Genomic DNA, 25,178 nt, shown 5'->3' with positions numbered 1-25,178 from the left:
GCGGCGTGCGCCCAGATAGACCGAGCAATTACCCGGGTTGACCGCGCCGAAGCTCGTGCAGTCCGACCTCGCCGGCAAGGATTGCGCTTACGACCAGCTCGGTCCGGTCGTGGGCATCGAAAAGGCGGCGGGCCTCGGTGAGATAGCCATCGACGGTCCGCGGTGCGAGGCCGAGCGCCCGGGCAATCTCCTTGTTGGAATAGCCGCGCCCGGCCAGCGCCACGCAATCGCGCGGGCGTGGATGCAGGCGCGGCCTGGCGCGCGGCGCACCAGGGGAGCCATGGAGCCGCCGTGCGGCCTGGAAGGCGAAAACGCCGATCATCTGCACGAGCCCCAGGAGGGATGGCGCGGTCTCGGGCCGGCGCATGCCAGCGAAGGTGCACGAGCCGATGCAATCGCCGAGCAGGCAGCTCGGCACGGATATGCCTTCGTTAAGGCCCCAGCGGGCGCCGAAGGCGAGCGCGGCCTCATCGGATCGATCGAGCGCGATGATCGATGGCAAGTCCGACCAGACGAAGGCACTGTCGGCAAAGAGGCAGCCCCGGATCACAGGATCGCGCCGCATGTGCCGGTCGCGGACCAGCCGGCGAACGACGGCGGCGGGATAATGCTTGAGATCGACGAGGCCGTCGCGCGGCACCGCGAGATCGTCATGGTGGACGAGCGCCCAGAAGCGGCAGCCGATCTCGTTGGCGACCGCTTCCATCAGGCCCTTCAATTCATGGATTTCCTTCACCGCGCGCAGGGCCGTGATGATGCCCTGCGCGAGATGCCCATGTGGCTCCATCGCACCTCACCATCCGGGCGTCGCTATCCCGATAGACTATCCATGCTTCCCCCCTGTCCGTTCGATACTGCCCGGCCGCGCCTCGAAAAGGCTCAGCACTTGCTCAATCCCGTCCTGCGACGACGACGCGCTGGTCGATCGCGCCGAAAAGCGATCCCCGCCGCTGGCGCACCTCGATGCGCACCGCTTCCCCATCCTGCATGAACGGGGTGTGCGGCGCGCCACGCTCGATCTTCTCGATCGCCCGCCGCTCGGCGATGCAGCTCGAGCCCACGACATTGTAGGCGGGATTGGAAATCGTGCCGGAGCCGATGATCGTCCCCGCGCACAGCGTGCGCGTCCGGGCGGCATGGGCGATCAGTTCATGGAAACCGAAGTCCATGCAGCCGGCGTCGGCCTCCCCGAACCGGCCGCCCTGGTAATGCACCATCACGGGCAGATGGACCCGGCCGTCCTTCCAGCGGTCGCCCAGCTCATCCGGCGTCACGGCGACGGGTGCCGCGCTGCAGGCAGGCTTTGCCTGCACCCAGCCGAAGCCGGTGCGCATCTCGGCGGCACCAAGGACACGCAGGCTCCAGTCGTTCACCAGCATGACGAGACGGATATGGCCAAGCGCCTCCTCGGGCGATAGGCCCTGGGGGACGTCGTCGACGATGACGGCCAGCTCGGCCTCGAAATCGATGCCGTCGGCTGCGCTCGGGAAGACCATGTCCTCGTGTCCGGCGGCGAAGCGGTGCGAAAGCCCCTGGTACATCAAGGGAATGTCGCTCGGCACCGGCGGCAGGTCATAGGCCAGTTGCATGAGCTGGCCATGGGTGGAGAAGGCTGAGCCGTCGAGCCATTGCCAGGCGCGGGGCAAAGGCGCCTTCATCGCGCCGGCATCGAACGGACGGGCACCCGCCGCGCCGCCATGGTCGAGCCTCTCGGCCATGGCCGCCAGCAGCGGGCTCACCCGATCCCAATCCTCGAGCGCTTCCTGCAATGTCCCGGCCACGTCGTCGCACGCAAGGACCGCGCCGAGGTCGCGGGAAACAAGGACGAGGCATCCGTCGCGGGTTCCATCGTCGAGAGTGGCAAGCTTCATGGTCTTCGTTCCGTCCTCAATTTCCATCCGAGATGAGCGTGCCGCCGTCTACCACGAGGCAGTGCCCGGTGATGAAGCCGGCGCCGGGGCCCGCGAGGAAGAGCGCGGCGGTGGCGATCTCCTCGGGCGTGCCGACCCGTCGCAACGGGGTCAGCGACAGACGGCGCTCGCGGGCCGGTGCATCGGCCAGGATGGCGCCTGCCCAGCCCGTCTCGACAAGGCCGGGCGCGAGCGCGTTGGCCCGGACACCCGCGGGCCCCCATTCCACCGCGAGGTTGCGGGCAAGCTGGATGAGGCCGGCCTTGGCGATGCCATAGAGCCCGACGGCCTTGTTGCCGCGCAGCCCGGCCAGCGAGGCGGTCAGCACGATGCTGCCGCCGCGCTCCTGGGCCATGAGCGGGGCAACGCGGTTGGCAAGGTGAAGCGGATGGTCGAGGTTGATGCGCAGCAGGCCTGCCCATTCGGCTTCCCTGGCCGAACCCATCGTCCCATGCGGACCAGCGATGCCCGCGTTGCAGACGAGGATGGCGGGCGGGCCGAACCGGCGGCAGGTGGCTTCCAGCAGCCCATCGAGCGCCCCGCGGTCCGCGACATCGCATGGATGGAAATGCACCTCATGCCCCGCATCGCCGAGCGCGCGTGCGAGCAGGTTGCCGGTCGCCTCGTCGTCACCGGCGAAGACCAGCCTTGCGCCCGCGCCGGCAAAGGCACGGCTCATGGCCGTCCCGATCCCGCCAGTCCCGCCGGTCAGCAGGACGGTGCGGCCTTCGAGACCGAACCAGCGGCGAAGGACGTCGCTCACCCGTGGTCCAGGACATCGGCAAGGACGGTGTCGGCCAGCGCGGCAAGATCGCCGTCATGACGGAAGCCGAGGACCTCGGCCGCCGGGGTCGACAGCGGCGGATAGGATCCGAACGCGGCCTCCAGCGCCGCATCTGGCTCGAAACGGACGTCAGGCGATTGCTCGCCGAAGAGCAGGTCGGCAAGATCGCCCATGCAAACCCGCACCGCAGGGAGGGTCAAGGCCTGACCGGCAACCTCGTCGAGCGTCGCTGCATAAAGGAGATTACTGGCGGCACAGTTGCCCGACATCATCCAGGCTGTCGCGGCGCGGCTGACGGGCAGCACACAGGTATCGCCGTTGGCCGCAGCGTGAAAGATCTCGCTCATGAAGGCCGATTTGAGGCCCGAGGCGCCAGATGCGCGGGCAACGACGCCGGGCAGCCGCAAGGCGATGCCCTGGACGCGTCCGCGCCGATGGAAGTCCGCCAGCGCCAGTTCCATCATCCGCTTCTGCGCACCATAGACCATCGCCGGGAGTGCCGGCGTCGCATCATCGACATGGCCCGGCAGGCTGCCGAATACCGCGATCGAACTGGCATAGACGAACCGGACGAGGCGCTTGCCCGCGTCGATCTGCTCAAGAAGGCCCAGGGTAGCGTCGATATTGACACGGCGCGCCAGCACAGGGTCCGCCTCGGCCGCGGCGCCGGGAACCGAGGCAAGATGAATGACGGTGTCGACGCCCGCGAGGGCCGCGGTAACGACCGCCGGGTCGAGGAGGTCGCCGGCGAGCGCGGTGAAGCGCTCGTCATCGATGCGCGGGGGCTCGACCCGGTCGAGCAGGCGCACCGGCTCGCGGCAGGAGCGCCCGCGCAGGCGGGCAACCAGCGCCTGTCCGACGAACCCGGTGGCGCCGGTGACGAGGATCGTCATGCAAGCCCGTCCTCGAAGACGCCGTCGACAAGGATGAAGGCAATCCGACAGGGCAGGTCACTGCGGTTGACCCAGCCATGATTGGTGCCGCGCTGCACGACGATGTCGCCGGCGCGCACCACGGTTTCGCCGATGTCGAGCAGCAAGGTGATCTCGCCCGACAGGACGATGCCATAGTCGATCGAGCGCGTACGGTGGAAGCTGGCGTGACGCTTGGAAGCCTCCCCGACATGGGCATCCTTGCCACCGATATTCTCGAAGACCGCGTCGAAGTCGGCCTCGGGCTTGTCGGGCGGGATATCGAGGATGCGAATCCGCGTGCCGTGCGGCGGCGGTGCAAGGACGAGGCGATCTTCCGCCGGCTCTTCATCGTTCCGGTCGATCCGGGCCGGCGCGCCCTGCGTGTTCCAGATCTCGTAGAAGACGAGCCCTTCCTCTCCCAATTGGTCGAAAACCCGGGTGGGAGGCCCGTCGGAAGCGATGATCGCCTTGTCCTGGCCGTCGTGACCGGTGACGATCCGGCGGATCGGCGTGCCTGGCTCGGTGCTCATGCGGTCCGCTCCCCAAAGGTTTCGGCGACCCAGTCGGCAATGAAGTCGCGGCCATAGGACATGTTGTCGAGGCTCACATGCTCGACGCCGCCGGTCCGCTTGTCGAAGATCTTGAACTCGCGCTTGGGCGAATTGACCAGTTGGTCATAGGTTCGCTGGGCATAGGCGAGAGGGATCTGGCGGTCGTTCTCGCCATGGGTGACGAGGAAGGGCACCTTGATGCGGTCGAGGATCCCGTCCAGCGTCACCTTGTCGGCGATCTCCATGAAGCTGTCCATGTCCGCCGCGCCCCAGACCCAGCGGACATGCTCCCAATAATGGGGCACCGGGTTCTCGCCCTCGCGCTTGAGGCGGGCATGCTGCACCGCGCCCCAGTCATGATTGGCCCCCCAGACCGCGCAGAGTGCGAAGCGGGGCTCGAAGGCTGCCGCGCGCGGCGCATAATAGCCGCCGAGCGACAGGCCCATGATGCCGATGCGGTCTTCGTCCACGTCGGGCCGGGTTTCGAGGTAGTCGAACACCTTCGAGGCCCAGCGCTCGCTATCCGGCACGGCGACAAGCCCATGGGCGCGCAGGGCTTCGCCGGTACCGGGCTGGTCGATGTGAAGCGTCGAGACGCCGCGCCGCGCGAGCTCTGCCCCGAGACGGGTCCAGACCAGCATTTCCTTCGAGCTGTCGAGGCCGTTCACGAAGACCAGCGTCGGACGCTCGCCCTCGCCATGGGTCGCGCCCATGAAGTAGCCGGGGATGATCCCGCCCTCATAGGGTATTTCCATCCGCTCGAGATTGTCGCGCCCAAGCAGGATGGCGCGGCGGAACGCATCCTGGCCCTTCTCGAAGACCGCCATCCGCGACGGGGCGCCGTGCGCCTGCATGCGCTCGGCCGTCTGGTAGTAGAGGGCCGCGCGGTGCAGCTTGGTCCCGGCCGAGAAATTGCGGCCCAGCGCCGCATCCTCATGGGCCAGGGCGTCGAGCTTGTCCGCCATCGCCACCCAGCTGGCCATGAAGGCCGCCGTGCCGGCGTCCGCGCCGCGCTTCGCCGCGTCCCGCAGGGGCGCGCACATCTCTTCGATCTCGCCGATCTGGGCGCCGCTTTCGATGGCGATGTCGACGGAGAGGTTCCAGACATAATTGTCCGGGAAATAGCTGAACATCGTCGATTTCCTTTAGAGGGCGTGCTCGTCCTGCGCGGTGATCGCGTCCAGGCCGGAGGGAAGCGCAGGCCTGGCGTCCTTGCGGAACGGCTCGAGCGACTTGCCCTCGGGATCGAAGCGCATGTCCCAATTATCGTTGTCCGTCCGGAAGAAGGACGGCGTATTGTGAGCCCAGAGCAAGGATCCGAACTTCCAGTCCCACGCGCGAGGAACCCAATTATCGTCGAGATAATCGGTGTCGCAGTGATATTCCGCTTCGCCGCCGTTGGGATTGTCGAGATAGTAGTAGATAGCGGAAGTGATGCGGTGCCGGGACAGTCCGCCCGAGCTGTTGGGCGAGGTGTTCGTCCAGCCGCGTTCCGCCATGATGTTCGCGCCCAGCATGACCTCGTCGATATCCTCGAGGCCGAAGGCGAGATGCATGAAGCCCTGCGCGTCGGGCGCCACCGGCAGGGCGGTGTTCACCCAGAAGATCGAGTGATGCTCGTAGGTTCCATTGGCGCGGGCGAAGACGCCGAGGCCTTCGCTGTGATCGGTGAGCCGGAAGCCGAGGCGATCGCGGTAGAATTCGAAGGATTTCACATAGTCGTGTGAGAAGAAGACGACGTGATTGAGCGTCTTGGGACGCGCCCGGCTGCGCCACTTGCGATGCTGGTTGAGCCGCTGGATGCAGCCGGGGGCGTTGACGGCATCGGGTTGCGAGACCACTGGGCGCTTGGCCCATAGCCTCAGTGCAAAAGGCATTCTGTCGTCGCCGAACGCGTAGGCGGTGCCATCCTCGTCGCGGCGAACCTCGCGGTCCCGCGAAAGATCGCGCACCAATGCCTCCAGTGCCTCGGGCGTGTCGACGCCCCAGGTGACGAGCTTCACGCCGGGCCAGTCGAACCAGTCGGCGAGCCCGGTATCGTCGCGCCGCCGCACGATGACGCGCGAACCGCTGGCGACCTCGAAGATGCTCTCGCGCGCGTCGCGCGAGACCGGCTCGAGGCCGAAGTCGTCCCAGAAGCGCGTGCAGGCCTCGAGGTCGTCGACCCCGTAGATAACGCTTTCAATGCCAAGGATTGCCATGGGTGGTCTCCGATCAAATATCTTGGTTGAGCGCCTGCTGGGCGGCGTGCATGAGGTGGTTGAGCTTGTCGGGGGAGCCACCGGCCTGCTGCATGGCGCCGATCTCGACCGAGCTTTCCACCACGAGGCGACAGCGTTCCCAGCGCCGGTCGGCAAAGCGGGTGAAGATCGCCGCGGGATCGCCGCCGAGCGCCAGCGCGTCGCCGAGCGCAAGCGCGTCCTCGATCGCGATGCCGGCGCCGGATGCCAGGTGCGGTGTCGTTGCATGCACCGCATCACCGATCAGGACGGTGCGCCCCTTGTGCCACGGACGCGGCAGCAAAAGGGCATCGAGTGGCCGGCTGATAACTTCGGTCGTGCCATCGATCGTATCGCGCAGCCGCCCGAGCGCCCCGCCGAACGGGGACAACAGCGCCCGCAGCCCTTCGGCCGCGGTGGCGTCGTCGATCCGCCGCCGCGCGGGCGCGTTCTCAAGCACCCACAGGTACATCTGGTCGTTCGAGCAGGGCATGAGCCCCGCCGTAATGTCGGGGGCCATGAAGAAGAATGGCCGGTCGATCTCGGATGGTCGGTCGGCCAGCATCCGCCAGCAATATTGCCCGGTATAGCGAAGCTCCGGCGCGTCGGGGAAGAGCAGGTCCCTGGTCGTGGAGAAGGCGCCGTCCGCGCCGACCGCGAAATGATAATGGCCGTTCGAACCGTCCGAGAAGCGGGCGAGAAGCCCTTCTCCGCCTTCCTTGAGGCTCGAAACGGTGATCCCAAGCCGGACCTCGACGCCCAGCTGCCGCACGCGCTCGGAAAGAATGCGGTGAAGCCGCGGCCGCAGGATCCCGCCCGCCGTGGGCAAGTCGGGTTCGAGCCGCTCCATCGGCAGTTCCGCGACGACCCTGCCATCGGGCGCGCAGATATAGCTGCCCGTGCCAATATAGAAGCCTTCCGCCATCACCGCCTGAAGCAGGCCAAGGCGCTTGAGGGCCCGGTAGGTCGGGCCGGTGATGCTGATCCCGGCACCGGCCACGCGCCAGTCCGGATCGGCCTCGACGAGGTGCACCGCATGCCCCGCCTCGCGCGCGCGGATCGCGAAGGACATGCCCGCGATTCCGCCGCCGATCACGAGGAGCGGGAGCGATCTCCCGGTGTCATTATCGTTCATAGTCGTGCCTCTCGTGCGGCCCCGCGCCCAAGGCCGAGGCCTGTTCATTGCTTCGTCCTATCCGGCCTCGGTCAGACGATCCGGTTGGCCTCGTCGAACGCCAGGCGTGGAAGCCGCTCGAACAGCCCTTCGCCGTTCCCGAATCCCATCGAGCAGATGAAATCAGCCTCGAGATCCTCGCCGGCAAAGAAGGCGTCCTTGACCTTAACCGGATCGAACCCCGACATGGGCCCGCAATCGAGGCCGAGCGCCCGCGCCGCCAGCAGCAGGTAAGCGCCTTGCAGCGTGGTATTGCGCACGGCAGTCGGCACCCCGAACCGGGGGTCTGCCATCATGTCGTGCATATGCGGGGCGTGGGGGAAGAGGATCGGCATGTTGCGCACGAAACCGAGGTCGCGCGCGACGATGACGGTCACCGGCGCGCTCAGGATCTTGGTGGCATTGGGGCCCATCGCGCAGGCGGCGAGGCGCAGCCGCGCCTCGTTGCCGCGGACCCAGATGAAGCGTGCGGGACTGGTGTTGGCGGATGTCGGGCCCAGCCGCGCGAGGTCATAGACCTCGCGGATCAGTTCGTCCCCGACGTCCCGGTCGCTCCATCCATTATGGCTCCGGGCCGTGCGGAACAGAAGGTCGAGGCCCTTGTCGTCGATGCGTGTCATCCTGCGTCGCCCTCAGAACCGGAAGAGCTTCTGGGCATTTTCGTCGAGGATCATCCGCTTCTCCTCGGCGGTGAGATAAGGGTTGGTCTCGATGTAACTGACCACCTCGACGAGGCTGGCGAAGATCTCGTCCGAGCCCAGCAGCAGGCGATCCACGCCGTAGCTGCTCTTCACGCATTTCATGGCCTCGGGAATGTCCTGGACGCTGGTATCGTACCAGAAGCGTCGGAACGGCTTCATCGGATCGTCGATGGTGATCGGCGTGTCCTTGATCCAGGAAAAGAAGCCACCGCCCACCGCATCCTTGGCGCTCAGCGTCAGGGCACGGTCGAGATTTCGGCGGATGCGCTCCCAGGTATAGGGCAGGTAGCCCCCGCAAACCGCAAAGATGAACTCGATGTCGGGATAGCGGGCGCTGAGACCCGAATAGACGATGCGCTGGGCGGCCATCTGCACCTGCGCCATCGAGCCGATCGCGGTGTGGAGGCCGAAGTCACCCATGCCATGATGGCACATGCTGTGGCTGCCCACCGGATGCACGTAGGCCTTGGCCTTGCGGCGGTTCATCTCCCCCCAGAAGGGGTCGAACGCCTTGTCGTCGAGCGGCCGCTCGTGGAAGAGCGTCGGGAAGCAGATGCCGGCGAAACCGAGTTGGTCGAGGCAGCGCTGCATCTCACTGATGGCCTCGTCGACATAGGGCAGCGGTACCCAGCCGAAGGCACGGAAGCGCCCGCCATGCTGCTGGCTGGTCTCGGCATAGAGGTCGTTGACGAGCCGGGCGGCCTCCACCGCCCCTTCGACATTGCGAACCTGCGTGTCGAGCGCGGCGGACGAGAGGATCTGCACCTCGGTACAGGTGTCATCCATCGCCTTGAGACGGGAAGACAGGTCCGGGGACTGGCCGGCCCCGCGGGCCTGGTTGAGGCCGAGATCGACCAGCCGGTCGGTGTAGCGCTCCGGATAGTAATGAGCGTGGACGTCGATGCGCACTAAACCCCTCCATTCTTGTTCCGGACGGGCTTATGGTTGCGGCAACGGGCTGGCCAATCACTAAGGACTATCCGCTCATGTCGTTTATTTATCCCACTTTCGATGGCGAAGGGCTAGGATAGCCGCAAGGGTGCGGCCGCTGGGACCGCACGGGAAACGCGGGTCGAGGACACGATGATCGGGTGCCGGCGCTCCGCGGGACGACGGACGCAAGGCCTGACATGAAACGGTTCAACTTCAATCTGTTCTTCGCGCTCGACGCGATCCTCCATGCACGGACGTTGACCGAGGCGGCCAACAACCTGCACGTCACGCAGCCGGCGATGAGCGTGTCCCTCAAGAAGCTGCGCGCCTATTTCGAGGATGAGCTGGTCGTCTACTCTGCGACCGAGACCCGCTACACGGAACTTGCGATCGCGCTGCGGCCACGGATCCGCGCCACGCTGCAATCCGCACGCGACGCCCTCGGCCTCTCACTGGACTTCGATCCGCTCACCGATGGGCGGACGTTGACCGTGACGGCGCCCGACATCGTCGAATATGTCTTCCTGAACGAGGTGTTCGGGGCCGTTCAGCGCGAGGCGCCGCATCTCTCCCTGGTATCGAAGCCATTTTCCTACGAGCCGGTCGACCTCCTGTTTCGTGAACCGCTGGACGTCGCCATCGTCTCGGAGGCCTTCTCCTTGCCTGACTATCCTTCCATGGAGCTGTTCAGCGACGAACTGTGCTGTCTCATATGGGAGGGCAACAGCAAGGTCGGCGAGACGATGACGGAAGCTGAGTATTTCAGCCTGCGGCACGCCGCCATCGAGCATACGCCCAATGCGATGCGGCATCCCGTGGGAGCGGCCCTGCACCACCTGCACGGCCGGCGGGACATCGCAGTCAAGACGGGCGCCTATTCGACGCTCCCCCGCCTCGTGGTGGGAGGAGACCTCGTCATCACCACGCTGCGTCGCTTCGCGGACATGTGCGCCAGCACGATGCCGCTGCGCGTCGTGCCCTGTCCGGTCGAAACGCCTCGCCTGACCTTCGTCGCGCAATGGCAGTCCTACCGGGATCGGGAGCCTATCATCCTTTGGCTCGTCGAATTGATGAAGCGGGTTTCCATGCAAATGGCCCCGGCATCCGTTCCGGAGCCGGGGCTAGCAGCCTGAACTATGGTGAAATCCGGGACGTTGTTGCTAGGCGCGTGCTTCGGCCGGACGGTCGCCGATGCGGCGATATGCGAGCACCAGGCCGATCCAGCCAAGGACCACGAAGGCTGGGGCCGCGAGCATGGCGTAGCGAAGCGCGTCGAGGCCCAGCCTGGGCGCCAGGGCATCGCTGAGCAGCCCGACCAGCGTCGGCCCGAAGCCGAATCCGATGAGGGTCTGGCCCAGGACAAGGAAGGATGACGCGACGCCCCGGTTCTGGGGCCCGACGAGACCGATGGCCACGGCGATGACCGGCCCCGTATGGGCAGCGACAAGAAATGCTCCAAGGCCGCCCCCCACGAGCACGAATGGCAAGGTCGGGCCAAAGCAGAACAGCACAAGCGCGATCGGTGCGAACAGGTCGGTACAGATCGGCACGAGGAGACCAGCGCGCAAAGTGCCTTGCCGGCGCGTCAGGTAGCTGGCGGCGAGACCGCCCAGCACCGTACCGGCCACGCCGCCAAGGCCTACCACCGGACCAGCAATCAATCCGACGTCCCCTTGGCTCACATGGTAAAGGCGCATGAGCAGGGCCGAGCCCCAGCTCGCGGCGATCGCCTGCGTGGAGGAGAGCGCCGTCGCGGTGAAGACGACCATTACGAAGTCGCGCTGGGCAAAAAGTTCACGGAATGCGCCGAGCAGGCCGGTCGTGGTGGATGGAAGCGGCGGCGCGACTTCAGAGGCACCGCGAACAGGCTCGCGCACCGTCAGCCAGACGATCACAGCCAGGACGAGGCCAGGCAGGCCAATGATGTGGAAAGCGGCGCGCCAGCCGTGCGCCTCGGCGACCTTGCCCGCGATCACCGCGCCGAGCACGATGCCGATGAACGCGCCCGCCTGGAACAGCGCGAAAGCCTTGGGGCGCCTCGCCGGAGAGAAATAGTCGCCGATCAGCGGATAAGCGGTCGGATAGCAGGTCGCCTCTCCGACGCCGACACCGATGCGGGCGGCGAGCATGGTGGCAAAGCCGGTCGCATAGCCCGTCAGGGCGGTCATGCCTGACCAGAGCGCGACGCCCACGGCCAGGATGTTGCGACGGTTGGTCCGGTCCGCGAGGCGCGCGACCGGAACGCCGAACAGGGCATAGAAGATGGCAAAGCCGAGCCCCGCGAGCAGGCCGATCTGGCCGTCCGAGAAGCCGAATTCGAGCCTGATCGGCTCGACCAGGATACTGATGATGGCCCGGTCCACCGCATTGAAGCTGTGGACGAGAACGAGAAGCATGAGGACGTACCAGGCATAGATGCCTGTTCGGGTCGGTTCGACCTCCAGGCGGTTGCCTGGAGGCGTGGCAAGGTCGGCGGGGCTTGAAGCGTTCATCTGTCAGGCAGCCCTTCTAGAACCGGTAGGCAAGGTTGACGCCATAGGTACGCGGCGCGTTGAGCGTGTTGAGCGTGAGGCTGGTCTGCGCGTCGGGCGGCGTGCCCTGCTGCAGGGTGGCCTTGTCTTCGAGATTGCGCACGAAGGCGCTGATGTTCCAGCGGTTGTCAGGCGCTTCATAGCCCAGGGTCAGGTCGGTGCGGGTATAGGCCTTCTGGAAGTTGCCGGCATCGTGGATATACCACATCCAGGTGTCGTTCTTGAACTGCGTGCGCGCTTCGGCCACCACGGTCCCGCCGTTCGCCAGCGGGAAGCGATGCTGGTAACCGGCCGAGACCGTCCATTTGGAGGCAGCCGGCAGCGATACGCCGCCATAGTCGGTGATCGCCCCGGTGAAGGTGTCGGCAAGCAGGAATTTACGGAAATAGGCGTCGTTGTAGAGGATGTTCGCGCTGAGCGTGCCGTTGGTGCCGACCTGGAGTAGAATGTCCGCCTCGATGCCACGGCTGCGCGCGGCAGCGGCGTTCTCGGTCCGGACCGTCAGCGGACAGGAAGGCAGGATCGCCAACTGGCTGCAGGCGACCGAACCGTCGTTGATGCGCCCGAGGCGCTGGGTCTGGTAGTCGTCATAATCCACCCAGAAGCCCTCGATGTTGAACTGCAGGCGGTTAGCGAACAGCCGCGTCTTCAGGCCCACGGTATAGCTTTTCACCGTTTCAGGCTTGTAGGGATAGAGGTTGGGCCCTTCCTCGACGCCAAGGTTGAAGCCACCCGCGTGGAAGCCCGTCGCGAACTGCGCGTAGAACATCGCGCGCGGCGCGATGTCGTATTCGACGCCGAGGCGGTAGCTCGTATTGTTGAAGCTGACCCGCCCTTCGCTTGGGAAGCTGGTCACGAGCCCTGCCGGCGCGGTGTAGTAGGACTGGATGATGCCGCCATCCGATTGCTTGCGCTCATGCGTGTAGCGGATTCCTGCCGTCAGGCGCAGGCTATCCAGCAGGGAATAGGTCGCCTGGCCGAAGGCCGCGTAATTTTCGTCGACGAGGGCGGGCTGGGAGATCAGGATTGCGTTCTGGATGATCGATGCCTGCGCCAGGCAGAGGCTGGAGACCGCAGGCTGCGGACCAGGGCCATCGGGGTCAAGGGGGCCGGCGCACACGGTTCCAGGCAAAGGTGACCCGGATGCAGGCAGCGGGTTGGACAAGGCTAGGTTGCCGGTGGGCACGTAAAGCGTCGAGAACTGCTTTTCGTAGGAATAATATCCCCCAACGATCCATCGCAGCGGCCCGGCGCCATTCGAGGCAAGCCGCAATTCCCCCGTATATTGGTCCACGTCCTGATACTGGGACTGACGGGTCAGCGTCGCATAGCCAACGGAATCGACCTTGGTCTTGCGATAGCCTCCGATCGCGGACAGCGTCCCGAAGCCCACGTCAGCGTCCACGGTCAGGTTCGCCCCGCCGAACTCGTTGTCGAGCCGGCCATCGCTGCCGACCGCTGACGCGCCGAATGGATAGGAGCAGGTCAGGATGGCCGGCGTCCCGGCAACCGGCTGGGCCTGGCCCACGGGATAAGGCAGACCCGCGCAGTAGGTCCCTGGCAGGGGCACAGGAATGGCGCTGGCCGGTGCCGCCGCCTGCAAGGCGGCCGTAACCTTGGGATCGCTTGGGCCCAGCCACGGATTGGATGGATCGACGAAGCGGGTTGCGAGCCCCTTGGCGGCTTTCGGCCCGGTGGGCGTGAACGCGCTACCCTTGCCGCCCTGATGGGCATAGTCGCCCGACAGATAGACCTTGATCGTAGACGATGGCTCCCATGCCAGGCTCACGCGACCGGCCTGACTGACCTCGTCATTATAACCGTCGCTCAGATAGCCATCGCGATGCACCACCTGTCCCGCCAGCCGGATCGCAAGGTTGTCCGTCAGCGGCAGGTTCACCGCCTGCGCGGTGCGAATGCTGTCATAGTTGCCCACTTCGAGGCTGCCTTCGAGGCTGCGCACGCCGAGCTTGGGCTTGTTGGTGATGATATTCATCGCGCCGCCCGTCGCATTGCGCCCATAGAGCGTGCCCTGCGGCCCCTTGACCACCTCGACGCGCGCGATGTCAAAGAAGCCGGAATTGAGGCCGGATGCGCGGGAGAAATAGACGCCATCGACGCTGAAGGCGACGGCGGGGTCGGCGTTGGCGGTAAGGACCCGTGATCCGATGCCACGGATGTAGATCGATGCCGCGCCTCCGGCATTCGCCTCGACCTGGAGCCCCGGCACGAGCTTGGAGACGTCCTGGGCCTGGCTGACGCCACGCCTCACGAGGTCGCTGCCATCGATGGTCGAGATCGCGACCGGCAGTTTCTGCACGTTCGCCGAGATCTTGCTGGCGGTCACCACAATGTCAGCGAGGCCCTCGCTCGTTTGCGTGCCTGCGCCATCAGTCGCAGCGGATGCACTGCCTTGCGATCCTGTAGCGGAACCGGCCGCGGTCTGCTGGGCCAAGGCTACAGCAGGCGCTACCGCTAGTCCTGCAGCCAGCACCATCGGCGAAATGCCGGATTTGAAACGTCCCTTCATGTCTTCTCCCCTCGTGCCGCCTTCTCGTCTGCGGCTTTTGAACATTGGTAATCGAAAGGCCGGGCAGCGCTCGGAACGCAGCCCGTGGCCTCCTTGTCAGGCCGCCACCGGAGGCCGCGCGCGTTCCAGAAAATGCGTGATCTGGCCGGCCATGGCGCGAATCTGCTCGTCCACCTGGGTCGCCACCAACTGGCCTTCGGCGTCGAACAAGGGTTGGCGCGAATTGAGCGCGATCGCCAGGGGCGTCGGCCAGCCGCGAAGAGCATGGACGATCGAGCGCAAGGCGGCGACCGTCGTGTTGGCGCCCTGCCAACCCGACCCGGCGGCGATCAGGCCCACCGGCAAACCATCGAAATAGGGGCGGGAATCCTCCGCCATCTCTTCGGTGTAATCGAGCGCGTTCTTGATAAGGCCCGATATCGAGCCATGATAGCCGGGCGAGGACAGGATGATCGCATCGGCCTCGCGCATAGCTGCGACCAAAGTAGAGGCCGCCGAACTCGCCAGTTCCCTGCCTGGCGCGTAGAAAGGAAGCTCGAGCGCATTGGCGGTGAAAAGGCGAGTCTGCGCTCCCGCCTCTTCGCATTTGTCCAAGGCATGCTTGAGCAGTCTCGCCGTCGAACTGTTCTGCGCCAGCGTACCACCTATGCCGACGATGAGCGGCTGTTTCCGAGCCATCTCAGTTCTCCGCGGTCTGAAGCCGGAACTTGCGGGGATCCTGCGCGGAATATTCCGCATTCGCCTGGATTGGCGCGGGTCCGGCCGAAACAGCGGGATGGACATCATCCCCGCTCGGTGCCGTGAAGTGCTGTGGATCCAGGCTGGGGAGGCACTGCTCTACGAACAGCTTGTAGGAGGCATCCCATAGCGGCGGGTTATAAACCCCCACCGTGAAGCGCGTGAGAACCTGCTCGATACCGGCATGTTGATGCGCCAGCAGCTGCTCGGTGACGCGGTCCGGATTGCCGACAATGAACCACGAGCGCACGAACTTGCTGTTCGCAGCTTCCTGCTGGGTCATGTCGGTGCGACCGGCCTCGCCATCCTCGAACATCTGGCGCAGCGATCGCTTGTCCAGGTCCCGGCGCAGCATCGGGTTGTTGCCGACCATCACCTGCGCATCTTCCCACGCCTGCTCGTCGCTGGTTGCGACGACGACCTGGTGGTGGACCATCGATTTCGTCAGTCGTTCCGCCTTGTAGGCCTCACTGTAGCCACCTTCGTCCAGACCCTTGCGGAACAGCGCATATTTGTGCGCGGCCTCCTCGAGCGTGCACGGCCCTAGCGAGAGGATATTGCCCTCCCGGCCGACCTTCTCGCAGGTCTCGTCGGTGTTCGTCCCGATCATGAACTGGGGATGCGGCCCTCGGTAGGAGACTGGCATCATGCGGCCGTGCATGCCGCCTTTGACCCATTTCCCCTCGAAGGTGAGCGGGCCGTCCTCCACCTTGTGCCGCCACAGCATCATCAGGGCATGGAACTTCTCGGCGTAGATCGCTCGCTGTTCCTTCGGGTCGAGCCCGAAATTCTCGAAATCAGGGGAGAAACCGACTCGACCGGCGGAAAAGCCCACGATCAGCTTTCCATCGAGCAACTGGTCCAAGAGATTGATGTTCTCCGCCATCAGGATGGGATTGTGATAGGGAAGTGGGCACATCGACGTGCCGAAGTAAGCGTCTCCGAGGAAGGGCGCCAAACGCGCTCCCATCATCAGCGGATTGCAATAGGGTTCGTAGTTGTTGAAGTGCTGCTCGCCGAACGTCACGAGGCTGAAGCCATCGGCAGCGGCCTTGATCGCGCCTTCCGTACAATAGTGGATCAGTGCGCGATCATCGCGAGGCCCGCGCCCGAAGGGCCCCATGAAAACGGCGATATACATGGCATCACTCCCTAAAACTGGGGCGAGCCTAGGGAGGGCATGCGGTCGTGAGAAATCTCAAAGGATTATGCCGTCATAAACAACGCATATCCGGGTAGGAACGTTCGTCCAGTATCCGCAGGAAGGAACACACAACCCCGAAAAATCACGTGCCGAGCACCCTAATACCATGCCTTGGACTGGAAGGCATGGTCGTCATCATCGCCGAAGACGCGCTCCGCTTGGAAGCGTTGCTCCAATCCCGCTACCGAAAACATTGCCTCTCGGCGGGCAAGCTCGAAGCCAAGCCATCGAGCAAAAGTAAAGACCCGGCCATCGTCGCCCTTGTCAGGCGCGTGTAAAAGGCTCCGCTCAAGCGAGCGCAACCGTTCAAGACGGCTCATGTCCTCAAGCAATTCGTCGAGACATGCGCGCCGCCGATCTTCTACGTGTTCCTCCCTGAAGGGCCTCTCACGCTCTCGCTGTGCTTCCAGCCGCACGCGCTCTTCCTCGGCCCGGCGTTCCCGCTCCTCGCGCTTCGCCACTGCGAGGACAGCCAAGGCGACAGCGATGTCGCTGGAGAGGTTCTCCAGCTTCTGGACCTTTGCGTCCCGAAACGTCTTGCGAGGACCCTGGCCACTGGCGACATAAACACCTTCCATCTCGATGCCGAGTTGGCCGGTACAGATATAATCCCACTCTGCGACTACGGGTCGCGGCGGATACTCCCAGTCCCATGGATTTCCGCGCTGCTTGCGTTCCGCCTTACGCTTCCACGCTGCTTCCTCGGCCTGTTCAGCTACCGTCAGTTCGTGCTTCACCCGCCTGACTGTTTCGACGATCGAAAGGCCGATTGTCTCTTCGCTTCCGCGGAAGCAGGCTCGTCTATTCCCAGCGACAAGTGCGAAGCCCTGCCGCTTTGCCGCCGCGACGATGCGTTTGAGGATCTCCTCCAAGCGCTCGATGGATGCCGGAGAAATTTCACACTGAATGATGTCAGGTCCTTCAACGCTGACGATGCCCTTAAACGATACCGAGGCTGCCCGCAGCGCTGCTAGGCTTCTTTCGACGATCGGGTCTGGCCGGGCATCGGCTGGCTCGTCGCTGGCGCGGACACGGGCTTCCTCGCGGGCGGCTGCCACGGCGGCCGTCTCGCCCCGCATCTCGGGCGCGGCGATCGTGACCTGCGCAAGGCCCCGCGGTGCCTCTTTGGGAAAGGAAGCCTGCTCGGCGTCCTTTCCCGCGTTCTTCCTGGCCCAATAGCCTGCGGGCGGAGTGGGTATCGCGTGCTTGCGACATATCTTGTGGATCGCCACGTCGGAAAGCGAGAAATCCTTCGCAATGTGGGTGATCGGCTTTGACCAGACGAGATCGTAGAACTCACGTCGCGTGAAAATGCGGGCCATTTCAGGTCTCCTCTTGGCGAAGGATGCCGATCCTATCCAATCCTACCAAAAGGCGGGAACCCTTATCTCAGCGTCAAAGATGTCATGCGCATGGGCTTGTACGCGTGTGGATGAAGGCATTCTCGTCAAGAAGTTAGCGATGCCCGATTCGCCGCCGCCGCATGGTGCCAGTCCGAGATTTGGTCGCTGGAGACCGCGAAGAGACGTCTCGAGATACCAGCGGCACCCTGACGCCTGAGCCGCCCTTCTGAGACCATGTGCCCGAACCCGCAGTCATCTTCCAGACCTCGGCGGAGGCCCGCATGACCCCGACAAAGCTGCTTATAGGACAGATCCTCGTTGTGCTCGCAGTCATCCTCGCAGGCATATGGACTGCGACGCAGTGGGCAGCGGCGCAACTTGCGTACCAGCCCGGGCTCGGCCTCCCCTGGTTCGTTTTTCTGGGCCAGCCGATCTACCATCCCTGGTCGATCTTTCCCTGGTGGTTTTCCTTCGACGCCTATGCGCCGCTGGTGTTCGACAAGGCTGGCGCCATCGCAGCCGCTGGGGGTTTCCTGGGCTGCGGCGCTGCGATCTTCGGGTCAGTATGGCGCGCGCGCCAGTCCAACAACCTGACGACTTACGGCTCGGCCCGCTGGGCGACACGCCGGGACATCAAGAGCGCCCGGCTCCTTGGCCCAGGCGGCGTCGTCCTCGGCCGGATCGGTCGCGACGACGTGCGCCACGACGGTCCCGAACATGTGATGGCGTTCGCACCCACGCGGTCGGGCAAGGGCGTCGGGCTGGTCGTTCCAACCCTGCTTTCCTGGACAGGCTCGACTGTCGTTCACGACATCAAGGGCGAGAACTGGCAGCTCACTGCCGGCTGGCGGGCGCGTTTCTCGCATTGTCTCCTGTTCAACCCGACCGACGCACGCTCGGCGCGCTACAATCCGCTGCTCGAAGTCCGGCGCGGCGTGAACGAAGTGCGCGACGTGCAGAATATCGCCGATATCCTGGTCGACCCGGAAGGGGCGCTGGAGCGTCGCAACCACTGGGAAAAGACCAGCCATTCGCTTCTGGTCGGTGCGATCCTCCACGTGCTCTACGCAGAGGAAGAGAAGACGCTCGCCCGCGTCGCCACCTTCCTCTCCGACCCGCAGCGCAGCTTTGCCGCCACCCTGCGCCGGATGATGGCGACCAACCATCTGGGCACCAAGGAGGCGCCGCTTGTCCATCCGGTCGTCGCCTCGGCTGCTCGCGAACTCCTGAACAAGAGCGAGAACGAACGCTCCGGCGTCCTTTCGACCGCGATGTCATTCCTGGGGCTCTACCGCGACCCAACCGTCGCAGCAGTGACGGCAGCATCCGACTGGCGCATCGTCGATCTTGTCGAAGCGGCGCATCCAATCTCGCTCTACCTCGTCGTGCCGCCGTCCGACATCAGCCGCACCAAGCCGCTGGTTCGCCTTATCCTCAACCAGATCGGCCGCCGGCTGACCGAGGAATTGCACGGCGTCGGCAAGGACGGCGAGGCAGCCAAGGGCCGTCACCGCCTCCTGCTGATGCTTGACGAGTTTCCGGCGCTGGGGCGGCTCGACTTCTTCGAGACGAGCCTTGCCTTCCTGGCCGGCTACGGCGTGCGCGTCTTCCTGATCGCACAGAGCCTCAACCAGATCGAAAAGGCCTATGGCGAGCACAACGCCATCCTCGACAATTGCCATGTCCGCGTCGCCTTTGCGACCAACGACGAGCGGACCGCCAAGCGGATCTCGGACGCGCTTGGTACCGCGACCGAGCAGCGTGCGATGCGCAACTATGCGGGGCACCGACTCGCGCCCTGGCTCGCGCACGTCATGGTCAGCCGCCAGGAGACTGCGCGGGCCCTGCTGACACCTGGCGAAGTGATGCAGCTTGCGCCCACGGACGGCCTGGTCCTGATCTCGGGATCTCCGCCGATCCGCGTGAAGAAGCTGCGCTATTACGAGGATCGCCGGTTCACCGAACGCCTGTCGCAGGCACCGATACTGGATCCCGCACGCTATCATGACCTTCCGGCGGCTCGCCCGGATGACTGGGCTGGACAGGTTCGCGGTGCTGACATGCGCCTGTCCACCGGCAATGAGACCGATGAAGGAGCCGACGCGGGCGGCCTCGAGCAGGCCCGTCACCCCGCGCACGAGATCGAACATGGGGTCGTCATCGAGCCAGAGATTGCTGATCCCCTGGGCCTTGGCGAGGACGATGGAGACCAGGCCGCCGAGCGCCGGGCGATGGACCGGATCCAGCAAATCGGCACGGCGCGCACGGTCTACGGCATCGATGCCGCCTCCAGTCGCCCTGACGACCTGCAGCTGGGGTTCTGATCGTGGAGAAGGTCCGCCATCAGCTGTTCCTGCCCAAGCCTTTGTCCGATCGGCTGGAGGCGCTCGCCGCCAGGCCTGGCGCCAGCAAGTCGGCGATCCTCGTCGATGCGGTCACCGCCTGGCTCAATCGCCGCGGTGCTTCCGAGCTGGAAGATCGGTTTGCGATCCGCCTTGATCGGCTTACGCAGGCGATCGGCCGGGTCGATCGCGACGCCTATGTGATCCTCGAAACGCTCGCCCTCTTCATCCGGTTCGAACTCGCGATCCAGACGCCGCTCGCCGAGAACGACCAGGCCGGCCGAGCGCTGGGAGCGAAAAGGTTCGAAGCCTTCGTGACCCAGGTCGGACGGCAAGTCTCGACCGGACGGCGCACGCTGGTGGCCTCGTCGGAAAATGGCGAATGAGCGCCCGGCCAGCCCCCGCAAAGCCGACAACCTCGGCTGAGCGCCGTCGTCGCATGCTGATCACGGCCCTTGGCGGCGACATTGCCGCTGCGATGCGCGACAGCCAAGTCACCGAGATCATGGTGAACCCTGACGGGGCGCTACGGCTTGATCGTCTTGGCGAAGGTCGTACCGATACCGAGGTCCGCATCGAACCCGAACAGGTCGAGCGGATCATCCGGCTGGTGGCGAGCCATGTCCGTGCCGAAGTCCATGCCGAGCATCCGATCATATCGGCCGAGCTCCCTCCGCATATCGAGGGCCGCGCGGGCGAGCGCTTCGAAGGCGTGCTGCCTCCCGTGTCGTCGGCACCGTGCTTCTCGATCCGCAAGCCTGCCACAAGGCTGCACACGCTCGACGACTATGTCGCCGATGGGCTGATGTCGGAGGTCCAGGCAGACGCCCTGCGCGCCGCTGTCACCCAGCGCTACAACATCCTGGTCGCCGGAGGCACCAGCTCGGGCAAGACGACGCTCGCCAACGCGCTGCTCGCCGAGATGGCATGGGTGGATAGCCGCGTGATCGTCATCGAGGACACGCGCGAGCTGCAATGCCCGCTGCCAGACACCGTCGCGCTCCGGACCCGACCGCCGCACGTGTCGATGACCGAGCTGGTGCGATCGACCATGCGCCTGCGTCCCGATCGCATCGTGGTCGGCGAGGTCCGCGGCCCCGAAGCGCTCGAAATGCTCAAGGCCTGGAACACCGGCCATCCCGGCGGGATCGCGACCGTCCACGCCAACAGCGCCACTGCCGCGCTCTACCGCATCGAACAGTTGGTGCAGGAGGCGGTCGTCACCGTACCGCGCCAGTTGATCGCCGAGGCCATCGACATGATCGTCTTCATCTCCGGGCGCGGCATCAACCGCTGCGTCTCTACGATCGCGCGTGTCGTCGGGCTCGACCCCGACACCGGCGCCTACGCGCTTGCCGATCTTCCCAAGCTCAATCCCCCCAAGCCCAGCCCGAAGGAGACCTGACCCATGACCCTTGCCCGCAATCCCCGCCACATCGCCAGCCGCCTGTCGCTTATCGGTGGTGCGGTTGGTATCGCGCTGACGCTCGCCACCCAGGTCCAGGCGGCCGGCTCCGGCATGCCCTGGGAAGAACCATTGCAGCAGGTGCTGGAATCCGTGCAGGGTCCGGTTGCCAAGATCGTCGCGGTGATCATCATTATCGTGACCGGCCTGACGCTCGCTTTCGGCGAGAGTTCGGGCGGGTTCCGGCGATTGATCCAGATCGTCTTCGGCCTCTCCATCGCCTTCGCCGCGTCGAGCTTCTTCCTGTCCTTTTTCAGCTTCGGCGGGGGGGCATTGATCTCGTGACCGGCGCCATGTCCTTCGGGGCACAGCATATCGACGGCTATGAAGTACCGATCCACGGCTCGCTGGGTTCGCCGCTGCTGCTCGGCGGCGCACCGCGGGGCCTTGCGATCGTCAACGGGACGCTCGCCGCAGCGGTCGGGCTCGGCCTCCAGCAATGGCTCGCCGGGATACTGCTCTGGGCCGTTGGCCATAGCGTCGCCGTGATGGCCGCCCGCCGCGACCCGAGCTTCGCGCCGGTCCTCCTCCGCCACATCCGCCAGAAGGGATATTTCGCATGCTGAGGCACCTGAAATGATGTTCTTGGGCGAATATCGCGCGTCCGCCGAGCGGCTTGCCGATCGCCTGCCCTGGGCAGCGCTGGTGGCGCCCGGCGTGGTGCTCAACAAGGACGGCAGCTTTCTGCGCGTGCTGGCCTTTCGCGGTCCCGACTTGGAGTCCGCGACCGAGGCCGAACTGGTCGCCGCCTGCGCGCGGGCGAACAATGTGCTCAAGCGGCTCGGCAGCGGCTGGGCGCTGTTCTTCGAGGCGGAGCGGCGCGAGGCACAGGCCTATCCCGACAGCGCCTTTCCCGATGCGGCGAGTTGGCTCGTCGATGGCGAGCGGCAGGCGGCGTTCGAGGCGGCAGGGACACATTTCGAAAGTCGCTACCATCTGACCCTGACCTGGCTGCCGCCGGCAGATGCAACCGACCGCGCGGGCCGGAGCCTTGTGGAGCGGCCCGATGGCGAAAACGCACGCGACTGGCGCGGCGCGCTGGAAGGCTTCGTCGCCGAGACCGACCGCGTGCTCGACCTGCTCTCCGGCTTCATGCCGCAGGTACGCCCGCTCGACGATGGCGAGACGCTGACATTCCTGCATGGCGCGATCTCCGACCGGCACCATCGGGTCGCGGCGCCCGAAACGCCGATGTATCTCGATGGGCTGCTCGCCGATACGCCGCTGGTCGGCGGGCTTGAACCGCGCCTTGGCGATCTGCATGTGCGTACGCTGACGATCCTCGGCTTCCCGAGCCTCAGCCGTCCCGGCATCCTCGATGCGCTCAACCACCAGGATTTTGGCTATCGCTGGGTCACGCGCTTCATCGCGCTCGACAAGACGCTGGCGACCAAGACGCTCACCTCGCTCCGGCGCCAATGGTTCAACAAGCGCAAGTCTATCACCGCGCTGCTGCGCGAGGTGCTCTATAATTCACCCGCGCAACTGCTCGACAGCGATGCCGACAACAAGGTGGCCGATGCCGACCAGGCCCTCCAGGTGCTTGGTGGCGACCATGTCGCGTTCGGCTACCTCACTACGACGATCACGGTCACGGACCGAAGCCGGGCCGCGGTCGAGGACAAGGTCCGCGCCGTCGAGAGGATCGTCAACGGGCTTGGCTTCACCTGCGTCCGCGAAACCGTCAACGCGGTCGAGGCCTGGCTCTCCTCGCTGCCGGGCCAGACCTACGCCAATGTCCGGCAGCCGCTGGTGCATACGCTCAACCTCGCGCACCTGATGCCACTTTCGTCGGTGTGGGCCGGGCCGGTGCGCAATGGCCACCTAGACGGACCGCCGCTGCTTGTTGCGAAGACTGCCGGCTCGACGCCGTTCCGGCTTTCCACGCATGTCGGGGATGTCGGGCACATGATGGTCGTCGGGCCAACGGGCGCCGGCAAATCGGTGCTGCTGAGCCTCATCGCGCTTCAATTCCGTCGGTACCCCGGCGCGCAGGTCTATATATTCGACAAGGGCAACAGCGCGCGGGCCGCCGTGCTGGCGATGGGCGGCGCGCACCACGCGCTCGGATCGGCCGAGGTCGACGGCGAAACGCTGGCATTCCAGCCGTTGGCGAACATCGACGATGCGAGCGAACGGAGCTGGGCAGCGGATTGGATCGCGGCGCTGCTCGCGCATGAGAACTTGGTCGTAACGCCGGAAGTGAAGGACGCGATCTGGACCGCGCTCGGTAGTCTTGCTTCCGCGCCGCGCGAGGAGCGAACCCTGACCGGCCTCGCGCTGTTGCTCCAGTCGAACGCGCTGCGCATCGCGCTTCAGCCTTATACTCTCGAAGGCCCGCATGGCCGGCTGCTCGATGCCGCCGAACAGCATCTCAGCCTGGCCGACGTCCAGTGCTTCGAAACCGAGGCGCTGATGGGCCAGACCGGCGCGGTCGCGCCTGTGCTCACCTATCTGTTTCACCGGCTGGAAGAGCGGTTCGATGGCCGCCCGACCTTGCTGATCCTCGACGAGGCCTGGATTTTCCTCGATCATCCGCTCTTCGCCGCCCGCATCCGGGAATGGCTGAAGGTGCTACGCAAGAAGAACGTAGCAGTGCTGTTCGCGACGCAAAGCCTCGCCGACATTGCCGGATCCGCGATCGCGCCGGCCATCATCGAAAGCTGCCCGCAGCGGATCCTGCTGCCCAACGACCGGGCGATCGAGCCGCAGGGCCATGACATCTATGTGCGCTTCGGCCTCAATGACCGGCAGATCGAGCTGATCGCGCGGGCCATGCCCAAGCGCCACTATTACCTCCAGTCCGCACGGGGCAACCGACTGTTCGAGCTGGGCCTGGGGCCCATCGCGCTGGCTTTGTGCGGCTCGTCGGACCCCACAGCGCAGGCCCGGATTGATGCGGTTCTCGCCGAACATGGACGCGATCGGTTCACGGAAGCCTTGCTGCGCGACGCTGGCCTCGACTGGGCGGCCGACCTCGCCGCCGATTTCCCCCCTCCCGATATCAAAGCCCCCCACCAAGGAGAGACGTAATGCGTGGTCCCAATCAAAAGCACGTGATCGCCGCCGTGCTCGGCCTCGGCGCGTGCGGCGCTCTCGGCATGGGCGCGATGACGATGACGGCGAGCCCAGCACATGCCCAGTTCAGCGGCATCGTGTTTGATCCGAGCAACTATGCGCAGAACATCCTGACCGCCGCACGCACGCTGCAGACCGTCAACCAGCAGATCCAGCAACTTCAGAACGAAGCGCGGATGCTGGTCAACATGGGCAAGAACCTGACGCGCATCGACTTCCCGCAGCTCGATGCCCTCAAACAGAAGCTTGCCGAGATCGACCGGCTGATGGGCCGCGCGCAGGCCATCGACTTCCGAGTCGATCAGCTCGACGACAAATTCCAGTCGCTGTTTCCCCAGGACTTCAGCTCTGCCCTGCGCACAGATGCCCGCGTTCGTAACGCGCGGGGCCGTCTCGACGCCAGCATGGGCGCGTTCCGCCAGACGATGACCGTGCAGGCCCAGGTGGTCGAGAACATCCAGTCGGACACCGAAGCGCTGGCCGACATCGTCGCGCGCAGCCAGGGTGCCGAGGGCTCGCTTGCAGCGCAGCAGGCGACGAACCAGCTTCTCGCGCTCACGGCCAAGCAGCAGTTCCAGCTCCAGCACATGATGGCCGCGCAGTTTCGCAGCGAGGCCGTCGAGCAGGCTCGCCAGACCACGCAGGCGGCGGAAGCCCGCGCGGCGACGAAGAAGTTCCTCGGTTCCGGATCGGCCTACACGCCCGACTAGCCCCGTGGGCGGCAGGCCCGATCCGGCCCGCGATCGGCGGTGCCCCCTCTC

At 65.4% G+C, this 25,178-nt stretch carries 23 protein-coding genes; 8 read left to right on the top strand and 15 right to left on the bottom strand.

Annotated features, from left to right (window positions below):
• Window positions 1-28: 28 nt before the first annotated feature.
• The 10 genes from K3M67_RS13975 to K3M67_RS13930 form a co-directional block, all read right to left on the bottom strand.
• Window positions 29-718, bottom strand: coding sequence for a helix-turn-helix transcriptional regulator (locus tag K3M67_RS13975; RefSeq protein ID WP_285831760.1), 690 nt, complete (start codon window positions 716-718; stop codon window positions 29-31).
• Between the two features lie 172 nt (window positions 719-890).
• Window positions 891-1,871 (bottom strand): fumarylacetoacetate hydrolase family protein, encoded by a 981-nt coding sequence (locus K3M67_RS13970; RefSeq protein ID WP_285831759.1) that lies wholly within the window; start codon window positions 1,869-1,871, stop codon window positions 891-893.
• A gap of 16 nt (window positions 1,872-1,887) precedes the next feature.
• Entirely contained in the window at window positions 1,888-2,673 is a 786-nt protein-coding gene (locus K3M67_RS13965) for an SDR family NAD(P)-dependent oxidoreductase (RefSeq protein ID WP_285831758.1), read from the bottom strand.
• The gene (locus K3M67_RS13960; RefSeq protein WP_285831757.1) at window positions 2,670-3,587 is read right to left on the bottom strand and encodes an NAD-dependent epimerase/dehydratase family protein; all 918 of its coding nucleotides are present in this window, start codon (window positions 3,585-3,587) and stop codon (window positions 2,670-2,672) included. The genes K3M67_RS13965 and K3M67_RS13960 overlap by 4 nt, the downstream gene beginning before the upstream one ends.
• A complete protein-coding gene (locus tag K3M67_RS13955) occupies window positions 3,584-4,138 on the bottom strand; it encodes a cupin domain-containing protein (RefSeq protein ID WP_285831756.1) in 555 nt (184 codons plus the stop codon). The genes K3M67_RS13960 and K3M67_RS13955 overlap by 4 nt, the downstream gene beginning before the upstream one ends.
• Window positions 4,135-5,292: an alpha/beta hydrolase family protein gene (locus K3M67_RS13950; RefSeq protein WP_285831755.1), complete on the bottom strand. Its 1,158-nt coding sequence runs from the start codon at window positions 5,290-5,292 to the stop codon at window positions 4,135-4,137. The genes K3M67_RS13955 and K3M67_RS13950 overlap by 4 nt, the downstream gene beginning before the upstream one ends.
• A 12-nt stretch (window positions 5,293-5,304) precedes the next feature.
• Window positions 5,305-6,360: a VOC family protein gene (locus tag K3M67_RS13945; RefSeq protein WP_285831754.1), complete on the bottom strand. Its 1,056-nt coding sequence runs from the start codon at window positions 6,358-6,360 to the stop codon at window positions 5,305-5,307.
• Between the two features lie 13 nt (window positions 6,361-6,373).
• Window positions 6,374-7,513, bottom strand: coding sequence for an FAD-dependent monooxygenase (locus K3M67_RS13940; protein WP_285831753.1), 1,140 nt, complete (start codon window positions 7,511-7,513; stop codon window positions 6,374-6,376).
• Window positions 7,514-7,584: 71 nt separating this feature from the next.
• Window positions 7,585-8,172 carry a malonic semialdehyde reductase gene (locus tag K3M67_RS13935; RefSeq protein WP_285831752.1) on the bottom strand — a complete coding sequence of 196 codons (588 nt, stop codon included), beginning with the start codon at window positions 8,170-8,172 and terminating at the stop codon, window positions 7,585-7,587.
• A gap of 12 nt (window positions 8,173-8,184) precedes the next feature.
• Entirely contained in the window at window positions 8,185-9,162 is a 978-nt protein-coding gene (locus K3M67_RS13930) for an amidohydrolase family protein (protein WP_285831751.1), read from the bottom strand.
• 182 nt (window positions 9,163-9,344) lie between these two features.
• Here K3M67_RS13930 and K3M67_RS13925 point away from each other — a divergent pair, with 182 nt between their 5' ends.
• The gene (locus tag K3M67_RS13925; protein ID WP_285831750.1) at window positions 9,345-10,319 is read left to right on the top strand and encodes a LysR substrate-binding domain-containing protein; all 975 of its coding nucleotides are present in this window, start codon (window positions 9,345-9,347) and stop codon (window positions 10,317-10,319) included.
• 27 nt (window positions 10,320-10,346) lie between these two features.
• Here K3M67_RS13925 and K3M67_RS13920 read toward each other — a convergent pair whose 3' ends face one another.
• The 5 genes from K3M67_RS13920 to K3M67_RS13900 form a co-directional block, all read right to left on the bottom strand.
• Window positions 10,347-11,678, bottom strand: coding sequence for a spinster family MFS transporter (locus K3M67_RS13920; protein ID WP_285831749.1), 1,332 nt, complete (start codon window positions 11,676-11,678; stop codon window positions 10,347-10,349).
• A 16-nt stretch (window positions 11,679-11,694) separates the two neighbouring features.
• On the bottom strand, window positions 11,695-14,247 hold the full coding sequence (locus K3M67_RS13915; protein ID WP_285831748.1) for a TonB-dependent receptor: 2,553 nt from the start codon (window positions 14,245-14,247) through the stop codon (window positions 11,695-11,697).
• Between the two features lie 96 nt (window positions 14,248-14,343).
• Complete coding sequence (locus tag K3M67_RS13910) at window positions 14,344-14,925, bottom strand: NADPH-dependent FMN reductase (protein WP_285831747.1); 582 nt, start codon at window positions 14,923-14,925, stop codon at window positions 14,344-14,346.
• Window position 14,926: 1 nt separating this feature from the next.
• Window positions 14,927-16,126 carry an LLM class flavin-dependent oxidoreductase gene (locus K3M67_RS13905; RefSeq protein WP_285831746.1) on the bottom strand — a complete coding sequence of 400 codons (1,200 nt, stop codon included), beginning with the start codon at window positions 16,124-16,126 and terminating at the stop codon, window positions 14,927-14,929.
• 161 nt (window positions 16,127-16,287) lie between these two features.
• Window positions 16,288-17,511 carry a hypothetical protein gene (locus K3M67_RS13900; RefSeq protein ID WP_285831745.1) on the bottom strand — a complete coding sequence of 408 codons (1,224 nt, stop codon included), beginning with the start codon at window positions 17,509-17,511 and terminating at the stop codon, window positions 16,288-16,290.
• Window positions 17,512-17,813: 302 nt separating this feature from the next.
• On the opposite strand from K3M67_RS13900, the gene K3M67_RS13895 reads away from it, so the two are divergent.
• The 7 genes from K3M67_RS13895 to trbJ are packed head-to-tail and all read left to right on the top strand — an operon-like array spanning window position 17,814 to window position 25,127.
• A complete protein-coding gene (locus tag K3M67_RS13895; protein WP_285831744.1) occupies window positions 17,814-19,856 on the top strand; it encodes a conjugal transfer protein TraG in 2,043 nt (680 codons plus the stop codon).
• A gap of 2 nt (window positions 19,857-19,858) precedes the next feature.
• Entirely contained in the window at window positions 19,859-20,260 is a 402-nt protein-coding gene (locus K3M67_RS13890) for a ribbon-helix-helix domain-containing protein (RefSeq protein ID WP_285831743.1), read from the top strand.
• A 53-nt stretch (window positions 20,261-20,313) separates the two neighbouring features.
• Window positions 20,314-21,279 carry a P-type conjugative transfer ATPase TrbB gene (gene trbB / locus K3M67_RS13885; RefSeq protein WP_285831742.1) on the top strand — a complete coding sequence of 322 codons (966 nt, stop codon included), beginning with the start codon at window positions 20,314-20,316 and terminating at the stop codon, window positions 21,277-21,279.
• 3 nt (window positions 21,280-21,282) lie between these two features.
• On the top strand, window positions 21,283-21,624 hold the full coding sequence (locus K3M67_RS13880; protein WP_285831741.1) for a TrbC/VirB2 family type IV secretion system protein: 342 nt from the start codon (window positions 21,283-21,285) through the stop codon (window positions 21,622-21,624).
• 8 nt (window positions 21,625-21,632) lie between these two features.
• Complete coding sequence (locus K3M67_RS13875) at window positions 21,633-21,905, top strand: VirB3 family type IV secretion system protein (protein ID WP_285831740.1); 273 nt, start codon at window positions 21,633-21,635, stop codon at window positions 21,903-21,905.
• A gap of 10 nt (window positions 21,906-21,915) precedes the next feature.
• On the top strand, window positions 21,916-24,372 hold the full coding sequence (gene trbE, locus K3M67_RS13870; protein WP_285831739.1) for a conjugal transfer protein TrbE: 2,457 nt from the start codon (window positions 21,916-21,918) through the stop codon (window positions 24,370-24,372).
• A complete protein-coding gene (trbJ, locus tag K3M67_RS13865) occupies window positions 24,372-25,127 on the top strand; it encodes a P-type conjugative transfer protein TrbJ (RefSeq protein WP_285831738.1) in 756 nt (251 codons plus the stop codon). The genes trbE and trbJ overlap by 1 nt, the downstream gene beginning before the upstream one ends.
• Window positions 25,128-25,178: the final 51 nt, after the last annotated feature.

The sequence above is a fragment of the Sphingobium sp. V4 genome, from assembly GCF_029590555.1.
GTDB lineage: Bacteria > Pseudomonadota > Alphaproteobacteria > Sphingomonadales > Sphingomonadaceae > Sphingobium.
Note: the sequence above shows the minus strand (reverse complement) of the source record. Positions and strands in the feature narration are given on the sequence as shown.